The 17,520-nt window shown below is 64.0% G+C and carries 17 protein-coding genes; 5 read left to right on the forward strand and 12 right to left on the reverse strand.

What is annotated here, in order from left to right:
- Window positions 1–2: 2 nt before the first annotated feature.
- From FJ978_RS26020 to FJ978_RS26030, 3 genes are read right to left on the reverse strand one after another with little or no spacing between them, the layout of a single operon-like run.
- A complete protein-coding gene (locus FJ978_RS26020; RefSeq protein ID WP_140575067.1) occupies window positions 3–2,267 on the reverse strand; it encodes a xanthine dehydrogenase family protein molybdopterin-binding subunit in 2,265 nt (754 codons plus the stop codon).
- Entirely contained in the window at window positions 2,264–2,746 is a 483-nt protein-coding gene (locus tag FJ978_RS26025; protein WP_013894213.1) for a (2Fe-2S)-binding protein, read from the reverse strand. Before FJ978_RS26025 ends, FJ978_RS26020 begins: the two co-directional genes overlap by 4 nt.
- On the reverse strand, window positions 2,746–3,606 hold the full coding sequence (locus FJ978_RS26030) for a xanthine dehydrogenase family protein subunit M (protein WP_140575070.1): 861 nt from the start codon (window positions 3,604–3,606) through the stop codon (window positions 2,746–2,748). The genes FJ978_RS26025 and FJ978_RS26030 overlap by 1 nt, the downstream gene beginning before the upstream one ends.
- A 248-nt stretch (window positions 3,607–3,854) precedes the next feature.
- On the opposite strand from FJ978_RS26030, the gene FJ978_RS26035 reads away from it, so the two are divergent.
- Both FJ978_RS26035 and FJ978_RS26040 read left to right on the forward strand, forming a co-directional pair.
- Window positions 3,855–4,298 carry an SRPBCC family protein gene (locus FJ978_RS26035; protein ID WP_023778963.1) on the forward strand — a complete coding sequence of 148 codons (444 nt, stop codon included), beginning with the start codon at window positions 3,855–3,857 and terminating at the stop codon, window positions 4,296–4,298.
- A gap of 173 nt (window positions 4,299–4,471) precedes the next feature.
- Complete coding sequence (locus tag FJ978_RS26040) at window positions 4,472–5,620, forward strand: amidohydrolase (protein ID WP_140575073.1); 1,149 nt, start codon at window positions 4,472–4,474, stop codon at window positions 5,618–5,620.
- A gap of 32 nt (window positions 5,621–5,652) precedes the next feature.
- Here the strand turns inward: FJ978_RS26040 and FJ978_RS26045 are convergent, their stop codons facing one another.
- Window positions 5,653–6,732: a LacI family DNA-binding transcriptional regulator gene (locus tag FJ978_RS26045; RefSeq protein ID WP_140575076.1), complete on the reverse strand. Its 1,080-nt coding sequence runs from the start codon at window positions 6,730–6,732 to the stop codon at window positions 5,653–5,655.
- A gap of 246 nt (window positions 6,733–6,978) precedes the next feature.
- Between FJ978_RS26045 and FJ978_RS26050 the strand changes: the two genes are divergently transcribed.
- From FJ978_RS26050 to FJ978_RS26060, 3 genes are all read left to right on the forward strand, one after another.
- Entirely contained in the window at window positions 6,979–7,821 is an 843-nt protein-coding gene (locus FJ978_RS26050) for an ABC transporter substrate-binding protein (protein ID WP_140575079.1), read from the forward strand.
- A 95-nt stretch (window positions 7,822–7,916) separates the two neighbouring features.
- Entirely contained in the window at window positions 7,917–9,458 is a 1,542-nt protein-coding gene (locus FJ978_RS33420) for an amino acid ABC transporter permease/ATP-binding protein (protein ID WP_140575081.1), read from the forward strand.
- 50 nt (window positions 9,459–9,508) lie between these two features.
- Window positions 9,509–10,633, forward strand: coding sequence for an FAD-binding oxidoreductase (locus FJ978_RS26060; RefSeq protein ID WP_140575084.1), 1,125 nt, complete (start codon window positions 9,509–9,511; stop codon window positions 10,631–10,633).
- A gap of 24 nt (window positions 10,634–10,657) precedes the next feature.
- Here FJ978_RS26060 and FJ978_RS26065 read toward each other — a convergent pair whose 3' ends face one another.
- The 8 genes from FJ978_RS26065 to FJ978_RS26100 form a co-directional block, all read right to left on the reverse strand.
- Window positions 10,658–11,638, reverse strand: a complete 981-nt coding sequence (locus tag FJ978_RS26065; protein ID WP_140575087.1) for a branched-chain amino acid ABC transporter permease — start codon at window positions 11,636–11,638, stop codon at window positions 10,658–10,660.
- Between the two features lie 5 nt (window positions 11,639–11,643).
- On the reverse strand, window positions 11,644–12,540 hold the full coding sequence (locus tag FJ978_RS26070) for a branched-chain amino acid ABC transporter permease (RefSeq protein WP_140575090.1): 897 nt from the start codon (window positions 12,538–12,540) through the stop codon (window positions 11,644–11,646).
- 2 nt (window positions 12,541–12,542) lie between these two features.
- Window positions 12,543–13,253, reverse strand: coding sequence for an ABC transporter ATP-binding protein (locus tag FJ978_RS26075; protein ID WP_181176840.1), 711 nt, complete (start codon window positions 13,251–13,253; stop codon window positions 12,543–12,545).
- Complete coding sequence (locus tag FJ978_RS26080) at window positions 13,246–13,983, reverse strand: ABC transporter ATP-binding protein (protein ID WP_013894203.1); 738 nt, start codon at window positions 13,981–13,983, stop codon at window positions 13,246–13,248. Before FJ978_RS26080 ends, FJ978_RS26075 begins: the two co-directional genes overlap by 8 nt.
- 84 nt (window positions 13,984–14,067) lie before the next feature.
- Window positions 14,068–15,294: an amino acid ABC transporter substrate-binding protein gene (locus FJ978_RS26085; protein WP_013894202.1), complete on the reverse strand. Its 1,227-nt coding sequence runs from the start codon at window positions 15,292–15,294 to the stop codon at window positions 14,068–14,070.
- Window positions 15,295–15,349: 55 nt separating this feature from the next.
- Complete coding sequence (locus tag FJ978_RS26090) at window positions 15,350–15,739, reverse strand: nuclear transport factor 2 family protein (RefSeq protein ID WP_023778972.1); 390 nt, start codon at window positions 15,737–15,739, stop codon at window positions 15,350–15,352.
- A 17-nt stretch (window positions 15,740–15,756) separates the two neighbouring features.
- Window positions 15,757–16,551, reverse strand: a complete 795-nt coding sequence (locus FJ978_RS26095; RefSeq protein WP_140575095.1) for a MoaF C-terminal domain-containing protein — start codon at window positions 16,549–16,551, stop codon at window positions 15,757–15,759.
- 13 nt (window positions 16,552–16,564) lie between these two features.
- Entirely contained in the window at window positions 16,565–17,353 is a 789-nt protein-coding gene (locus tag FJ978_RS26100) for an SDR family oxidoreductase (protein WP_140575098.1), read from the reverse strand.
- Window positions 17,354–17,520: the final 167 nt, after the last annotated feature.

Here is a 17,520-nt window from a genome sequence, read left to right on the forward strand (position 1 = left end):
CCCTACCCTTCCCGTTCCGCCTCGATCGCCGCGAGAATCCGTGGCGGGGACATCGGGATGTGGGTCATACGCACGCCGGCCGCGTTCGACACCGCGTTGGCGATCGCCGCCAGCGGCGGCACGATCGAGGTTTCGCCGACGCCGCGCACGCCATAGGGGTGGTTGGGGTTGGGAATCTCCAGGATCTGCGTGTCGATCATCGGCAGGTCGGAGCAGACCGGGATGCGGTAGTCGAGGAAGCCGGCGTTCTGCAGCCGGCCGTCCTTGCCGTAAATATACTCCTCGTTCAGCGCCCAGCCGATGCCTTGCGCGGCGCCGCCTTGGTACTGGCCCTCGACATAGGTCGGGTGCACCGCCTTGCCGGCATCCTGCACCACCGTGTAGCGGATGACCCTGGTCGATCCGGTCTCGGGGTCGACCTCGATGTCGCAGATATGGGTGGCGAAGGACACGCCGGCGCCATCGGCGACGAGTTCGCTGTGGCCGGCGATCGGCCCGCCGGTCTTGCCGGATTGGGCGGCGATCTCCTTCAGCGACAGCTTACCGAGATTGCCGTGCTTCTCGCCCTTGGCGACCGCATGGCCCTGTTCCCAGACCACGTCGTCGACGGAGATGTCCCACATCTGCGCGGCGCGCTCGCGCAGGATTTTGATCGCGTTGCGGGCGGCCGAGATCGTCGCCATCGACGACGAGAAGGTGCCGCGGCTGCCGTCGGTCATGTCGTTGTAGCCGAGGCTCGACGTGTCGGCGACGATGGCCTTGACCTGGGAATAGTCGATGCCGAGCTCCTCCGCCGCCACCAGCGACAGCGAGGCGCGGGACCCGCCGACGTCCACCGTGCCGACGGCAAGCGACACCGACCCGTCCATGCCGATGTTCAGATCGGTGCAGGTCTGGCCGCCGAAATTGAACCAGAAGCCGCAGGCCATGCCCCTGCCCTGGTTCTTGGCCAGAGGTGCCTTCATGTGCGGATGGTTCTTCACCGCTTCCAGCGTCGGGCCGATGCCGATCGGGCCGTAGACCGGCCCATAGGACGATCTCGTGCCTTCCTGCGCGGCGTTCCTGATGCGGAAGTCGACAGGGTCCATGCCGATCTCCTTGGCGAGCTCGTCGACAGCGCTTTCCACCGCGAAGGCGGCCATCGGTGCCGACGGCGCGCGATAGGCGGCGGTCTTCGGCCTGTTGACCAGCACTTCGTAGCCGACCGTCTTGACGTTCTCGAGCTTGTAGCAGGCGAACGCCGTCATCGCGCCGATCTCGGCCCAGGAGCCGGCATAGGGGCCGCAGGAATAGCGCAGCGTCGCTTCGGCGGCGGTGATCGTGCCATCCTTGCGGGCGCCGATCTTGACGTCGATCGAGGTGGCGCTGGTCGGGCCCGAGGCGCGGAAGACCTCGTCGCGGGTCATGACCAGCTTCACCGGCCGCCCCGCCTTGCGCGACAGAGCGAGTGCCACCGGCTCGGCCCAGACATGGGTCTTGCCCCCGAAACCGCCGCCGATCTCGGACGAGGTGACGCGCAGCTTGGAGGCTTCCATGCCAAGCAGTTGCGCGCAATGCTGGCGGTAGACGAAATGGCCCTGCGTGCAGACCCACAGGTCCGCGGTGCCGTCGGACGAGACGCTCGCCACGCAGGCATGCGGCTCGATATAACCCTGGTGCGTCTGCTCGGTCTTGAAGGAGCGCTCGACGATGAAATCGGCGTGGCCGAAACCCTGGTGGACGTCGCCATGGCCGAACTGGCTGCGCTTGGTGACGTTGGAGGGTTTTACCGGCTTTTCCTCGAGGCCCTCGGTAAAGATGGCGTCGTTGATCAGGGGTGCCATGTGCTTCATCGCCTCGTCGACGTCGGTGACGTGCGGCAGCACCTCGTAGTCGATCTCGATCAGCTTCAGCGCTTGCCTGGCCGTGCGGGCATCGACCGCAGCGACAGCGGCCACCGCATGGCCGTCATAGAGCGCCTTGGTGCGCGCCATGCAATTGTCGAGGATGTCGTACATGGCGGCATCGCCATCGGTGAGGTCCGGCAGGTCGGCGGCGGTGATCACCGCCTTGACGCCGGCAAGCTTCTCCGCCTTCGAGGTGTCGATCTTGCGGATTTTGGCATGTGCGTGCGGGCTTCTGAGGACACGCCCGACCAATTGCCCGGCCATGTTGAAGTCGGCGCCGTAGCGGGCGCGGCCGGTCACCTTGTCGACGCCGTCGGGACGGATCGGGCGCGTGCCGACCGATGCGAATTTACGCCCGGAAAACCGCGGATCGAAGTTCATGCGTGCGCTCCCTTCATCACGTTTGCGGCGTCCTGGACGGCGCGTACGATCTTGTCGTAGCCGGTGCAGCGGCAAAGGTTGCCGGCCAGACCGAAGCGGATTTCCTCTTCGGTCGGGTCGGGGTTCTTGGCCAGAAGATCCTTGGCCGCGATCAGGAATCCCGGCGTGCAGATGCCGCATTGCAGCGCCGCGTGCTCCAGAAACTTCTGCTGCAGCGGGTGCAGCTTGTCGCCATGCGCCATGCCTTCGACGGTCTCGATGCGCCGACCCTCGGCTTCCGCGCCCAGCACCAGGCACGAGCACACCAGCCGGTCGTCGACGATGACGCTGCAAGCGCCGCAATCGCCGGTGCCACAGCCTTCCTTGGCGCCGGTCAGCCCGAGCCGGTCGCGCAGCACGTCGAGCAGCGTCTCGTCAGGTTGGCAAAGATACTCGACGCTGTCGCCGTTGATTGTGGTTGAGACTGCTACGCCGGCCATCATTTGCCTCCTGCACGTGTATAGGCCGAAGTGGCGGCACGCCTGGCCAGCACACCCGCGACCTTCCTACGGAAATCGATTGTACCCCGCTTGTCGTCGATCGGGCGGCAGGCGCCGGCGCAGACCTTGGCGAGCCGCTCCAGTGCCGCTTCGTCGAGCTTCCTGCCGACAAGCGCCTCGGCGGCCTCCTCGACCAGCAGCACGGTCGGTGCCGCCGCACCCAGCGCCACGCGGGCCGCCTTGATGACGCCGTGTTCGTCGATCGTCAGGTTCACCCCGGCGCTGACCACGGCGATATCCATCTCCGTGCGCGGAATGAACCGCAGATAGGCATCGCCCGAACGCGGCGCCTGGCTGTCGAGCAGGATTGCCTCGATGATCTCGCCCTTGGCCAGCGACGTCTTGCCCGGCGCGGTCGGCACGGCCTCCACGGCAATGGTGCGCTTGCCCGAGGGACCGACGATCACAGCCTTGGCTCCGGCCGCGACCAGCGCCGGCACGCTATCGGCCGCCGGCGAGGCGTTGCAGAGATTGCCCACGATGGTGCAGCGCCCCTGCACCTGCTTCGAGCCGATCAGCTTGGCCGCTTCGACGACGCCCGGCCATGCCTTCTTCAGGGCCTTGTTTTCGCCGAGCACCGCGCAGGGCACGGCGGCGCCGATGCTGAAGCCTTCGGCCGTTTCCCTGATCTCGCCCAGGGACGCGATCGCCTTGATGTCGACGATCAGGTCGGGTTCGACAAAACCGCCCTTCATCCTGACCAGGAGGTCGCTGCCTCCCGCGAGAATGGCCGATGTGCCGGCCGATCCGGCCAACTGGCCAACGGCATCTTCTATTGAAAGCGGACGTATGTAACGCATCGTCTCCCCTTGGGTATCTCGATCTCAGCGACCGTTATAAACACTCTCCTCATAATGGCTATCCGGTTCCTGGTTTTCGGCGATTGGGCCAGGCGTCATAAAATCGAGTCCCAAATCGGCCTGATCCGCCGCGGGCCATGGCCAGACAGGCCCGTAGCCGAGCCCCGAAAAATCTGACAGCCTGTGTCGGACTGGCCAGGCCCCGTTCGTCCTAGGGGCGTCGAACAGGCATCATGAAAGGATAGGATATGCCCGGTACCGTACGTTTGCACCGCGTTCTCACCACCAGCCCGGAAAAAGTCTATCGCGCCTTCGTCGAAGGCGACGCGCTGGCCAAGTGGCTTCCGCCGAACGGCTTCACCTGCACGGTCCATCAATTCGAAGCCAAGGTCGGCGGCACGTTCAAGATGTCCTTCCGCAACTTCACAACCGGCGACAGCCATTCCTTCGGCGGCGAGTATCTCGAACTCGTTCCCGGCGAGCGCCTGCGCTACACCGACAGGTTCGACGATCCCAATTTGCCAGGCGAAATCCAGGTGACGGTGATCTTGAAAAAAGTGTCGGTCGGCACCGAAATCGACATCACCCAGGCCGGCATCCCGGACGTCATTCCGGTCGAGGCCTGCTATCTCGGCTGGCAGGAATCGCTCAGGAACCTGGCAAAGCTGGTCGAACCCGAGATCAACCAGTAAGGCAAATCCCAGGCCCCGTTCACAGCGGCGTCGGCCGTTGCGAACGGGGTGCACACCGTTCTCGCGCGCGTCGCCGCGCCTCTGGCCCGCTGAAGCCCGGCACTTGGACTGTGGCAGGCACGGTCATTTGTCGCTAGCAATTCATCATCGGTTTTTGATGCAGAGCGCAAAGCATGACCTTGACCAATCGCGACATCGTTGAGCTGACCGAGTGGCGGCGCAAGCTGCACCAGCAGCCTGAAATCTCGAACGAGGAAGAGAAGACGGCACAAGAGGTCGTCTCCTTCCTCGCCGACACGGGACCGGACAAAGTGTTGACCGGATTGGGCGGCCACGGCGTCGCGGCCATCTACGACAGCGGCAAAAACGGACCGACCGTCCTGTTTCGTTCGGAACTCGACGCGCTGCCGATCGAGGAGCTGTCGGGCGTGCCGCATTCCTCACGCGTGCCGGGCAAGTCGCATATGTGCGGCCATGACGGGCACACGGCAATCCTCGCCTCGCTCGGCCGCCAGTTCGGGCGCGAGCGGCCCGCCAGCGGCCGCGTCGTGCTGATGTTCCAGCCGGCGGAAGAGACTGGCAATGGCGCGGCCGGCGTCGTCGCCGATCCCCGTTTCGGCGAGATCGCGCCGGATTTTGCGTTTTCGCTGCACAATCTGCCCGGCGTGCCGTTCGGCGAGGTGCGGCTCAAGCCCGGCGTGGTCAACTGCGCCTCGCGCGGCATGCGCATCGTGCTGGAGGGCAAGACCGCGCATTCGTCCATGCCCGAGACCGGCATCTCGCCGATGCTGGCGATCAGCGAGCTGATGCCGGCTTTGCCCGCGCTCGGCCGCGCGACCTTCGCCGACGATGATTTCTCGATGGTCACCGTCACCCATGCCGCGATGGGCGAAGCCGTGTTCGGCATCGCGCCCGCGCATGGAGAGGTCTGGGCAACGCTGCGCACCCGCCGCGACGAGCGCATGGCGGATCTGTGCGCTGCAGCCGAGGCTCTGGTCACCGAGATCGCCGGCCGGCATCGGCTTTCCGCGCGCTTCGACTATCACGAGATCTTCGTCGCCAGCGTCAACGCACCGGACGCCGTGGAGCATCTTCAGCGCGCGCTCGACGAAGAGGGTGTGGCGCACGGACAAGAAGCCCTGCCGATGCGCGCCTCGGAGGATTTCGGCCTGTTCGGCCACAGCGCCAAGTCGGCCATGTTCTTCCTCGGCGCCGGCGAGCGGCACCCTGCCCTGCACAATCCCGACTATGATTTTCCCGACGACCTGATCCCGATCGGCTCGAGGATTTTCATGCGCACGGCACGCAATCTGCTGGGCTGAGCTGCAGTCGCGGCACCACGAATGACTGGCGCCTACGGCCTTCTGTTTGAGGGCGGGCCAACGGATCCGCGTTCAATGATCGTGGTCGGCAGGATGAGCCTTTCGGGCGGTTGTGTGTCGCCCTTCAACCGCCGGATGAGCAATTCCGCGACCCCCTTGCCAAGCGCGTAGACGGGCTGGTCGATGACGGTGATGGGCGGGGTTGTCACGCTGGTCCAATCCGCATCATGGAAGGTGATCAGCGAAATGTCCTGCGGAACCCGCAACCCGCGCTCGCGGATCACCTTGAATATCTCCAGCGCTATGACGCTGTCGGAAGCAAGGATCGCCGTCGGACGATCTGGTCCGGACAGCAGCTTGTCAGCAATCCTACGGGTTTCGACAGGGCTTGTTGCGCCAAGGCAAACGTGACGCTCTGGCCGGTCCATTCCGGCCTCTCGGCACACGATGAGGAAACCGTCGATACGCTCGCGGACCGACGAGGTGTAGATTTGCCCGAGATTGCGGTATTCCTGCCCTTCGGCGTCGACCGCCGTCACATAGGCGATGTTGCGGTGGCCGGCATCCGCAAGGATGCTGGTTGCCCGCATGGCTATGCCGCGATCATCGACGGTGACGGTATCGACATCCAGATCGGGCAGCGCCCTGTCAAGCAGCGCAAGCGGCCGGCCAGAACGATGGATGTCGCGCAGGTGTGATATGTCGCGCGATTCCGACGGCGTGACGATCAGCCCGTCGACACGCTTGCCGATCAAAAGCCGTACGGCCGCCTTTTCGACTTCGATCCTCTCGCCGGAGTTGGCCAGGATCACGTTGAACCCGGCCGCCCTTGCCGCATCGCTGATGCCGCGCACCGCCAGGCTGAAGAACGGGTTCTCGATGTCGCCGACAACCACCCCGATGATGCCGGACCGGCCGGTCGTCATGCTGCGGGCCAATTCGTTCGGACGATAATCCAGTGCCTTGGCCGCAGCCATCACGTCCGCGCGGATCGTATCGCTGACAATACCGTATCCGCCGAGCACGCGCGCGGCTGTCGCCTTCGACACGTCCGCCGCGCGGGCGACGTCGCTGACTGTTATCGAGCGGGTTTTGGGCGCGGTTCTTTTCATCGGACGAACGACTACAAGAGTTGTTGACGGAAGGTCAATCTGGCGATAACCATTATCAAAGAGACCGGTCTCACGCAATAAGAGACCGGTCTCTTTTAGAGATGCGCGAGCCAGGAGGCATGATGACGGCCACCGTGCGAGCCGCTTCCGCGGCGACCAACGATGTGAGGCCTGAAATTACCGGCTCGACGCAAACGCCAAGAAGAACGTGCCAAGAAAAACAACCCTTCAGAGTGGAGAGAAGACATGAGCAGGATGGGAATTCTCAAGTCGTTGATGTCGCCGGTAAAGACCGGCGCAATGGCACTTATGGTTCTATGCGTCGGAGCGGGTCTGGCTTCGCGGGCTGCCGCGGCGGATGACAATCCCTATGGCCTCATCGATGCGAAGGTCATCAGCGTCGGCACCATGGGAGACGCCAAGCCATACGCTTTCACCCAGGCGGATGGCACATTCACCGGGTTCGACCTTGAATTGTTTCGCAACGTCGCCGGCCGCCTGGGATTCAAACCCGACCAGGTGATCTTCACCGGTCAGGAATTCTCGGCGCTTATGCCCTCGGTTGCCAACGGGCGCTTCGATGTCGCGGTCGCCGCGATCGGCACGACGGATGCGCGCAAGAAGACTGTCGACTTTTCGGATGGCTATCTCGCAGGCTATCTCTCGGTGCTTACCGCCGACAAGGCCATGAAGTCGGCGGACGGGCTCAAGGGCAAGCGTCTTGGCGTCGTCCAGGGTACGCTGCAGGAAATCTACGCAGCGAAGAATTTTGTCGGAACGGATCTCGTCAAATTTCCTGACAACAATTCGGCCGTCTCGGCGCTCAACAATGGCACGGTGGACGCTCATTTCCTCGATTACGAGGCAGCCAAGGACTATGCGGTTCGCTATCCGGACTTGAAGATCGCGGTGAACATCCCCTCCTTCGACGCACCCGCGGGCTTCGTCCTGCGCAAGGGCAACGACAAGTTTCGCGAGGCATTGAACACCGCCCTGCATGCGGCGATGCAGGACGGCACCTGGAAGACGCTCTACGAGAAGTGGTTCCCCGGTTCCCCGATGCCTGACCAGTACCTCCCCCAGAAGTAACCGCGCACGCGGCCGCCGGTCGTGATGGCCGGCGGCTGCGGACACGCTTTCGCCCAGCTTTTGGCTGCGCGAACGGAGCAATGGAAAGGGGCCGAATGAATTGGCTTGAAAACCTGCGGCGCAGTTTCCTCGACTGGCAAGCCATGGCGGACGTGCTGCCAAGCATGATCACCATCGGGCTGAAGAACACCTTGATCCTCGCCGCTGCATCCACGGTGATCGGTGTTGTCCTCGGCATGATCCTTGCTGTCATGGGCATCTCGCAATCACGCTGGCTGCGCATTCCGGCCCGGATCTATACCGACGTTTTCCGGGGCCTTCCGGCGATCGTCACGATTCTGCTGATCGGCCAGGGCTTCGCCCGCATCGGCCGTGAAATCTTCGGGCCTTCGCCCTATCCGCTCGGCATTCTCGCCCTCAGCCTGATTGCCGGCGCCTACATCGGCGAAATCTTCCGCTCCGGCATCCAGAGCGTCGAGCGCGGACAGATGGAAGCCTGCAGGGCGCTCAGCATGAGCTACGGACAGGGCATGCGGCTGATCGTGGTCCCGCAAGGCATCCGCCGCGTCCTGCCGGCTCTGGTCAACCAGTTCATCGGCAACGTCAAGGATTCGAGCCTGGTCTACTTCCTCGGCCTGCTCGCGTCGGAGCGCGAGATTTTTCGTGTCGGCCAGGACCAGGCGGTGGTCACGGGAAACCTGTCGCCATTGCTCCTGGCTGGCGTGTTCTATCTCGTCATCACCGTGCCGTTGACCCACGTTGTCAACTACATCGACAACTCGCTGCGGGTCGGAAAGCAAAAGGCAGGCCTCGTCACCAGCGGCCTCGCCGAGGTGAGCGAACTGGAAAGCGCGATCGGCGGTCCATCTTCGCAGACCAGCCCCGGCGGCAGCTCGGCGCTTCCCCGGTTCAAGGGCGGCAGTCTCGCCATCACCGATCTCGACATGGCCTATGGCGATCTCGATGTCCTCAAGGGGGTCAGCCTGACGGTCAAGCCGGGCACGGTCACATGCGTCATTGGTCCGTCGGGTTCAGGCAAGTCGACCCTGCTGCGCTGCCTCAACCGCCTGGTCGAGCCCAAGGGCGGCGACGTGCTGCTCGACGGCGCGAGCATCCTGGCGATGAAGCCCGAAAAATTGCGCCGGCGTGTCGGCATGGTGTTCCAGCAATTCAACCTGTTTCCCGACCACACAGCCCTGGAAAACGTCATGCTGTCCCTGACCAAGGTCAAGGGCATTCCAGTGCCGGAGGCCGAGCGCATCGCCGAGGCGCGCCTGGCCGATGTTGGCCTTGCCGCCCGCAAACACCATCGTCCCGGGAGCCTTTCCGGCGGCCAGCAGCAGCGTGTGGCAATCGCCCGTGCGCTTGCCATGGACCCGGAGGTCATCCTGTTCGACGAGGTAACGAGCGCTCTCGATCCCGAACTGGTGAAGGGCGTCCTCAACCTGATGGCGGACCTAGGCCGCCGCGGCATGACGATGGTCGTCGTGACCCATGAAATGGGCTTTGCCCGCAAGGTCGCCGATCAGGTCGTCTTCATGGATGAAGGCCGCGTCATCGAGGCCGGGACGCCTGCCGCGATCTTCGACACTCCGAAAAGCGCGCGTCTGAAGCACTTCCTTGCCGAAGTGCTTTGATCGCACCACCGCATGGACCAATCCACCTCCACACAGCGAAAGAACATCCCATGGCTACATCACATTCGGTCGCAAAGGTCGTTGTTGTCGGGGGCGGTATCTTCGGCGTCTCTTCGGCCGTTCATCTTGCACGGCTCGGCATCGAAACCGTCCTGGTCAATGACGGGCCACTTGCCAAGGGAGCTTCAGGCCGCTCGCTCGCCTGGCTCAATTCCGCCCGCAAGCGGTCGGCTGAATACCATCGCCTGCGCATGATCGGTATCGATCGCTATCGGACGCTGTCGGCGAGATATCCGGATGCTGCCTGGCTGCGTTTCGACGGCGGCCTGACATGGGATGCGGACAGCGCCTCAAACGAGATCGCGGATGTCTTCGCTCATGAGAAAATTCTTGGCTATGACGCGCAGCATCTGTCCGCGGGCGCCATAGCGTCGGTCACCCCGGGTATCGCTGCAGATGCTGTCACGCCCCAGGGCGCGATCTTCAATCCGGGCGAAGGTTGGGTCGACCTGCCGTCGCTGATCGAGCTACTGATTGGGGAATTCACGGAGCGCGGCGGGCAACTGGTCACCGATGCCGGAAGCGCGGCGGTCACGGTCGTCGACGGCCGCGCCACCGGCGTCACCACGACAAGCGGCATCAGCTTCGCCGCCGACGCGGTGCTGTTGGCGACCGGCGGTGCTGTGCCGCGAATGGTCGCGGACTCCGGCCAATATATTGCCGACGGGACGCCGATCGCGCTGCTGGTCAGGACCAAGCCGCTGCACTTGCCCCTTCGGGCCGTGCTCAACACGCCGCGTGTCGCCATCCGCCCGACGCCGGGCGGAGCCCTTGCGCTCGATTCCGCCTGGTCGGAAGAAGAAGTGGTCGTCAATTCGGACGGTACTTATGGCGTGAAGGATTCGACCCTTCAGGGGCTTCTCGACGAAGCCTCGAAAGTTCTCGAGGGCCATCCGAAGCTGGAGCTGGAAAGCTATGGCGTCGGCCCCAAGCCGATCCCCGCGGACGGCGATCCGGTATTCGGCCAATTCAAGGACATCAAGGGATATTACGTAGCCTTCAGCCACAGCGGCGCAACGCTTGGCCTGATCGCCGGCGAGCTGCTTGCCGGCGAGATCGCCACCGGAAGAGAGCACCCGCTCCTTGCAAACTTTCGGCCGGCTCGGTTTTCTTGAGGGTCGTTGCAAATCTGAACCGCGTCACGCCACCCTCCCCGCAAAACTTCGCATCAGCCCCTTCGGCAGGAACAGCATCGCCAGGATGATCGTCAGGCCCGAGATCACCGGGTGGTAGTCCGGCACCACGATCCGCGCGAGGTCGAACACCCCGTACATCACGAAAGCACCGAGGATCGGGCCGAGCAGCGTGCCGGTGCCGCCGACTACGGTCATCATCAGCGGAAGCAGCATCCAGTCGAGGGCGAACACTGAGTCCGGGCCGACATGGAAGATGTAGTAGGTGTAGAGGCTGCCCGCGATGCCGGCGATGAAGGCGCTGCCGGCGAAGGCGGCGACCTTGACCCTGAGCGTGTCGATGCCGTTGGCCGACGCTGCCATCTCGTCGTCGCGCACGGCGATCAGCGCCAGCCCGTAGCGCGAGCGCATCAAGAAGCGGATGGCAAGTGCCGTGCCGACCATCAGGCCGAGCCCGACCAGATAGTGCGGCAAGAGCGTGTCGAAGGTGCTGGCGGGCGCCACCACGCCGAAGGCGCCGCCGGTGAAGTCGCCGCCATTGATGAACATCACCTTGACGATCTCGCCGAAGCCGAGCGTGCCCAGCGCGAAATAGTCGCCGCGCAGCTTGGACAAAAGCGGCAGGCCGATGATGATGGCGGCAACAGCCGCCACCAGTCCGCCCAGCACCATCGTCACCGGGTCGAAATAGTAGATGCGCGGATAGGCGTCATAGAGCGAGCCCCAGAGATAGTTGCCGCTCCACAGGATGGCGGTGGTGTAGGCGCCGAGCCCGAAGAAGGCATGGTTGCCCAGGCTGATCTGGCCGCCGAAGCCGGCAACCATGTTCCAGCCCTGCGCCATTATGGCGTAGATGAAGACGAAGAACAGGAACGAGAAGGCGTAACTGTCGATCGCGCCGGGCAGCAGCGGCACCAGGGCGAGTGCCACGACGACGGCAATGGCAATTCCCGCCTTGGCTTGGTTGTTCCAGATTTGCTTCAGCATGGTGCTCAAGCCTTCTTGTAGGGCCGGCTGAACAGGCCTTCCGGTTTGAACATCAGCACCGCCAAGAACACGCCGTAGGCAATCGCGTTGGTCCAGCCGCCCGAGATGAAATACTGCACATAGGCCTCGATCAGGCCGAGCAGGATGCCGCCGGCAAGCGCACCCGCGACATTGCCGATGCCGCCCAGCGCCAGCGCCACCAACGCCTTCAGGCTGAAGATGAAACCGGCGAACGGGTTGAATGGAAATGTGGTCGCGACCGCGACGCCGGCCGCTCCCGCCAGCGCGATGCCGATGGCAAAGGCGATCGCGTTGACACGATGCGGGCTGATGCCCATCAGCGTCGCCGCTTCCATGTCCTCGGATGCCGCGCGCACCGCCTTGCCGACCAGCGTCTTGCGCAGGAACAGCACCACCAGCCCGGTGCCGGCGAGTGCGATCAGGAAGCCCATGGAGCGGGTGAAGGAGGTGCGCACGCCCAATATCTCGATGCCGCTCGCCGTGTAGGAGGTGACGATCGCTGCGGTATTGCCGCCCCACACCACCGTCATCAGGTTCTGGATCAGGAACATCAGGCCGACGGCGATCAGCAGCGAGATGTTGCGGTCCTCCGCTGCGGCTGCCTTGCGGAACAGGCCCTGGTAGATCAGCCAGCCGACGACGAGCCCGACCGGAATGACGATCAGCAGCGACAGGAACGGGTCGATGCCCAGCCCGTAGAACAGCGCCCGCACGAAATAGGCGGCCAGGATGATCATCGCGCCCTGCGCCAGGAAAATCAGCCGCATGGTGCCGAAGATGAGGCTCAAGCCAACGGCGGCGACGCCATACATGGCGCCGCCCAGCGCGCCGTTGAGCGACAGTTGCAGCAGGATGTCGGGAGGCGGAATGTTGAACGTCATCACTACTCCAACACGCCCATATAGGCCTTCTGGATTTCGGGATCGGCAAGCAGTTCGGCGCCCGTGCCTTGCATGGCGAGCTCGCCGGTCTTCAGCACGAAGGCATAGTCGGCCACCTTCAGCGCCTGGTGGATGTTCTGCTCGACGAGCAGGATGGTGACGCCTTGACTGTGCAAGGTCCCGATCAGCGCAAACATCTGCTGCACCACGATCGGGCTGAGACCCAGCGACGGCTCGTCGAGGATGAGCAGCGATGGGTCCGACATGGTGGCGCGAGCGATCGCCAGCATCTGCTGCTCGCCGCCCGAAAGCGAACCGGCCTTCTGCCCTGCCCGCTCCTTCAGTCGTGGAAACAGCGCGTAGGCCTTTTCCAAAGATTGCTTGAAGCGCTTCCGCACCTTGGGCTGGAAGGAACCGAGTTCGAGGTTCTCCAGCACCGTCATCTGCCGGAACAGGCCGCGCCCTTCCGGCACATGCGCAATGCCCATGCCGGCGATCTCCTCCGGCGCCTTGCCGGCCAGCGGCGCGCCGGCGAGGAAGATCTCGCCGCGCTTCGGCTTGAGCAGGCCGGAGATGGTCTTCAGCAGCGTCGTCTTGCCGGCGCCATTGGCCCCGACAATGGCGACGATCGTGCCGGGGTCGACATGGATCGACACGCCCCACAGCGCGCCGACATCGCCATAGGCGACTTCCAGATTGTTCACTTCAAGCAGCCGGTTCGCCAAGATAGGCCTCTATCACTTTGCGGTTGGCGACGATCTCGCGTGGCGTGCCGTCGGCGATCTTCTCGCCATGGTCGAGCACGATCACCCGGCTGCACACTTTCATGATGGCGTCCACCTTGTGCTCTACCCATAGGATCGACACGCCACGCTCGTTGCGCACGCGGCGGATGACATCGACCATGCGCTGGATCTCGGTCGGGTTCAGCCCTGCCATCGGCTCGTCCAGCAAGAGCAGCGCCGGGCTGGACGCGACTGCCCGCGCGATCTCCAGCAGCCGCCGGTCGGACAATGTCATATGCGCGGTGCGGACATCGCGTTTCGCGGTCAGGCCGACCAGTTCCAGCGCTTCCTCGGCCGCGGCAGTGGCGTGCCTGACGCGCCCGCCACCGCCATAGACCGCGCCGACCATGATGTTCTCGAACGCCGTCATGGTCAGGAAGGTGCGCACCAGCTGGAAGGTGCGCGCGATGCCGAGCCGGCAGATGCGATGCGGTGCCGTGCCGGTGATGTCGCGCCCACGAAACCGGATACGCCCTTGTGTCGGGGTGTAGAGCGCGGTGATGAGGTTGAACAGCGTCGACTTGCCGGCGCCATTGGGACCGATCAGCCCGATCAGCTCGTTGGCGCCGACGGCGATGTCGATGTTGTTGAGCACGACGAGCCCGCCGAACCGCTTCTGTACCGCCTCGAGGCGAAGCAAGGTTTCGTCGGATTGCATCGTGTTTCCGTTCTCCAGTCTGTCGTCAAGGATGCTGGGGCGGACACAGAAGCGGCGCCCGCCCCATTCCGCCGCACCGATTGCTCAGCGCTTGTCCCAGGCCGGTGCCGGCTTGTAGGTCCAGTTGCCGTCCGGGTAGATCAGCTGGTGCTTGCCTTGCCACCATTGCGTGGCGACGCTGGGGATCAGGGCAAAGCCGGTCTGGTCGAATTTGAGATCGCCGACCACCGTGTCCTTGAATTCCTGGTTGAAGATCGCCTCATGCAGCGCGTCGGCGTCGGTGGAACCCGCCTTCTCGATCGCCTGCGCCAGCACCTGCGCGTTGGCATAGAAGGCGCCGACGGTGACGGAGTCTTTCTTGAACTCGGCCTCGTAGCGGTCGCCGAGCTCCTTGGCGCCCTTGTAAGGGTAGCTCGCCGACCAGAAGCCGTCGGTCAGGATGTAATCGGAATCCGGCCCGAGCGCTTCGTGGAACTCGCCCGTCCAGGTGCCCTTCCAGCCATGCAGATAAGGCACGGAGAAGCCGAGCTCCTTCATCTGGCGCAGCAGCGTCACCGTGTCGGCCGGCGAACCGAACACCAGCATGGCGTCGACGTCTGCCGCCTTGAGCTTGGTGATCAGCGCCGAATAGTCGGTGGCGCCGATCGCCCAGGGATCGTCGACCGCGAAAGTGTAGCCATACTTCTTGGCCGCCGCCTCGAAGGCGCCGCCAAAGCCCTTGCCGTCGGGCGAATCCTCGGTGACCAACGCCGGGTTCTTCGGCTTCTCATTGGCTGGCAGCTTGTTCCAGATCTCGAACGGCACTTCGGCGCCCGGACCCGGGTGGAAGAAGAACAGCGCCGAATATTTGAGCTTCAACGGCTGCCATTCGAACGGGAAGGCCGTCGTGATCATGTAGAACTTCTTGTATTTTTCCGCGACGATGGCACCGGCGATGTTCATCGGCCCGGAATGGGTCGAGAGCAGCGCGTCGACCTTCTGCACCTTGATGAGGTTCTCCAGCGCCGATGCGACCTTGCCTTCCGAGCTTTCGTCGTCGGCGATGACGAGCCGCACCGGCAGTTTCTTGCCGGCCGACTTGACCATGATGCCGCCGGCCTTGTTGATGTCGGCCACCGCCTGCTCGTAGGCCCACTTCTGCTCCTTGCCGTCGCCAGCCAGCGGCCCGGTCAGGGAGATCGGCGCACCGATGACGATCTCGGTATCGCCGGCATTCGCCATACTGGTGCCGCCGGCCGCGAACACGGCCGACAGGGCCAGGCCCGCCAGCATTCTCTTCCCCGCCAGCATTGCCTTCAGACTGTTTCCCATTTCATCCTCCCAGGTTTTCATCGGGCGGGCGCGTCAGCGCGCCCGGCCGCATGTCTCAGGCTGTCGCTGCCGCGACCAGCCTGGTGTCGGTGAACTGCTCGAAACTCAGCACTTTGCCGTCCTCCATCTCCCAGACATGGACGACGCGCGCCGACATCGGCTTGCCGGTCTTTTTGTAGACACCCGAATAGGTACCGATGCCGACGATGGTGGTGCCGCCGTCGACCAGCTTTTCGAGCTTCAGATTGTAGCCGTCCCACTCCTCGCCGATGCGCTTGAAGACGCCCGCTATGATGGCGTCGGGGCCGACATAGGTGCCGGCATAGGGAAAGCCAGCCATTTCGGTCCAGGCGGTGCGGCTGGTGATCGGCGCCATCATCGCGGCCAGATCCATGGCGTCGGAGCCGGCGTAATGCGCCTTGATCGCTTCATAGTTCTTGTTCATGGCGTTCTCCCGCGCGGTCAGACCGGCGCCTTGCCTTCGTCGTAGACGGTTCTGGATTTCTTCTCGATGTGAGCGCCGGCCGGCTTGTTCTCGACCTTGCCCTGGCTGGTCACGCCAAGGAATTTGCCGGTCGAGCGCATCGTGTCCCAATTGTAGAAGAACAGCGACGCGACCGGGATGATGAACTCGCGGAAGCCGAACACATACTGGTTCTCGGCGAATTTCCAGGTCGTTGCGAGATCCACGTCGCCATGGCCGCGCTGCACGCCGACGAGGTTCTGCCAGGCATAGCGCTCGGCGCTCAGATAAATATGCTCGTAGACGTGGTTGGGACTGTATGTGTAATGCGCGGTGAGCCCGATCAGGTCACGGGTCGGTGCCGGCACGATGCCGGTCGGCGCCACGCTGGGATCGCCGAACACACCGGCCGACCAGGTCTGCGCCACGCGTGGCTCGCCGGGCGCCTCGCCTGCTTCACGCACCCGTTCGCGCACCGACAGCACGCGGCGCGTACTGGTGTTGACGATGAGCGCCTCGTCCTCCGTCGGCCGGGCGGCGAAACTCATGTTGATGAAGAACACGCTGGAGGCGACTTCGAGCGCCTCGTACCAGTCCGCGCCAGCTTCCGTGCCCTCGCTCCAGGCCACCGTGTCGGCTGACGTGAAGGCCAGGTCGATGGTGCGGCCGGTGTCGAGCGTGATCTTGAAGGTCTGACCGCGCAACGCTGATGTCGTCGGCAGACGGTTGGTGGCGATGCCCGCGGCGAAATCGTCGAAATGCTTCCAGTCGGCCGGCCTGTTCTGGTCGTTCATGGTGCTCTCCACATCAATCGACAAAAGCTAACGTGGGTAGGTCGACGACGGTGGCGCCGCCATCGACCGTCAGGATCGAACCGTTCATCATCGCCGCCTCGTCGGAGGCAACGAAGCAGATGACGTTGGACACTTCCTGCGGCGTTGCCGGCCGGCCGAGCGGCACGTCCTTGGTCACCAGCCTGTAGGCCTCTTCGATCGAGCCAAGCCCGTGCTTTTCGACGATCATCTCCATCTGCTCGTCGGCCATGTCGGTCGACACCCAGCCCGGGCAGATGATGTTGGTGCGCACGCCCTTGCGGCCATAGTCGCGCGCCAGCGATTTGCCGAAGCCGATACAGGCATGTTTCATGGTGACGTAGCCGGCCGCGTCCGGCCCGGCGAACAGGCCGGCGATAGAGGCGACGACGACGATGTTGCCTCGGCGCTCGATCAGGTCGGGCAGGCATTCGCGGGCGCAAACGAAGGCAGTGTCGAGATTGGTGCGTGTCGCCAGGCTCCAGGTTTCGTCACTCATCGAGATCGTCGGCCCGACACCATGGCCGCCGGCATTGGCGACGAGGATGTCTACGGACCCAATCTTGTCATGTACTTCGGCCAGTGCCGCGCGCACCGCTTTCGGATCGGCGGCGTCGCCCTGCACCACCAGCCCGCCAATATCCCTGGTGACGGCCTCCAGCGGCTCGCGCCGCCGGCCCATCAGCACCACCTTCGCGCCGTCGGCCGCCATGCGCCTGGCAACCGCCGCGCCGATGCCGGTGCCGCCGCCGGTAATGAAAGCCGTCTTTCCCGAAAATCGCATTGTTCCATCCCGATTGATGCTGTGCCGGCTGTGCGCCGATCTTCGCCAGGGATAGTGCGGCATCCGCCATTTCGCGTCTTGTCCGAGCGGGAACTTTGTTTTGACTGAGCGCGCACTTCGTCTGCTGGCAAAGCATCGCGCGGCCTGTTGCGAGCCGCACGGCGCCC

It is taken from the genome of Mesorhizobium sp. B1-1-7, assembly GCF_006442705.1.
GTDB classification, from domain to species: domain Bacteria; phylum Pseudomonadota; class Alphaproteobacteria; order Rhizobiales; family Rhizobiaceae; genus Mesorhizobium; species Mesorhizobium opportunistum.

Coding starts and splice junctions, on each gene's coding strand:
- FJ978_RS26040 (WP_140575073.1), top strand. CDS start 4,472: ATGACCTTGACCAATCGCGACATCGTTGAGCTGACCGAGTGGCGGCGC.
- FJ978_RS26045 (WP_140575076.1), bottom strand. CDS start 6,732: ATGAAAAGAACCGCGCCCAAAACCCGCTCGATAACAGTCAGCGACGTC.
- FJ978_RS26050 (WP_140575079.1), top strand. CDS start 6,979: ATGAGCAGGATGGGAATTCTCAAGTCGTTGATGTCGCCGGTAAAGACC.
- FJ978_RS26085 (WP_013894202.1), bottom strand. CDS start 15,294: ATGGGAAACAGTCTGAAGGCAATGCTGGCGGGGAAGAGAATGCTGGCG.
- FJ978_RS26070 (WP_140575090.1), bottom strand. CDS start 12,540: ATGACGTTCAACATTCCGCCTCCCGACATCCTGCTGCAACTGTCGCTC.
- FJ978_RS26090 (WP_023778972.1), bottom strand. CDS start 15,739: ATGAACAAGAACTATGAAGCGATCAAGGCGCATTACGCCGGCTCCGAC.
- FJ978_RS26095 (WP_140575095.1), bottom strand. CDS start 16,551: ATGAACGACCAGAACAGGCCGGCCGACTGGAAGCATTTCGACGATTTC.
- FJ978_RS26020 (WP_140575067.1), bottom strand. CDS start 2,267: ATGAACTTCGATCCGCGGTTTTCCGGGCGTAAATTCGCATCGGTCGGC.
- FJ978_RS26065 (WP_140575087.1), bottom strand. CDS start 11,638: ATGCTGAAGCAAATCTGGAACAACCAAGCCAAGGCGGGAATTGCCATT.
- FJ978_RS26080 (WP_013894203.1), bottom strand. CDS start 13,983: ATGCAATCCGACGAAACCTTGCTTCGCCTCGAGGCGGTACAGAAGCGG.
- FJ978_RS33420 (WP_140575081.1), top strand. CDS start 7,917: ATGAATTGGCTTGAAAACCTGCGGCGCAGTTTCCTCGACTGGCAAGCC.
- FJ978_RS26060 (WP_140575084.1), top strand. CDS start 9,509: ATGGCTACATCACATTCGGTCGCAAAGGTCGTTGTTGTCGGGGGCGGT.
- FJ978_RS26025 (WP_013894213.1), bottom strand. CDS start 2,746: ATGGCCGGCGTAGCAGTCTCAACCACAATCAACGGCGACAGCGTCGAG.
- FJ978_RS26030 (WP_140575070.1), bottom strand. CDS start 3,606: ATGCGTTACATACGTCCGCTTTCAATAGAAGATGCCGTTGGCCAGTTG.
- FJ978_RS26100 (WP_140575098.1), bottom strand. CDS start 17,353: ATGCGATTTTCGGGAAAGACGGCTTTCATTACCGGCGGCGGCACCGGC.
- FJ978_RS26035 (WP_023778963.1), top strand. CDS start 3,855: ATGCCCGGTACCGTACGTTTGCACCGCGTTCTCACCACCAGCCCGGAA.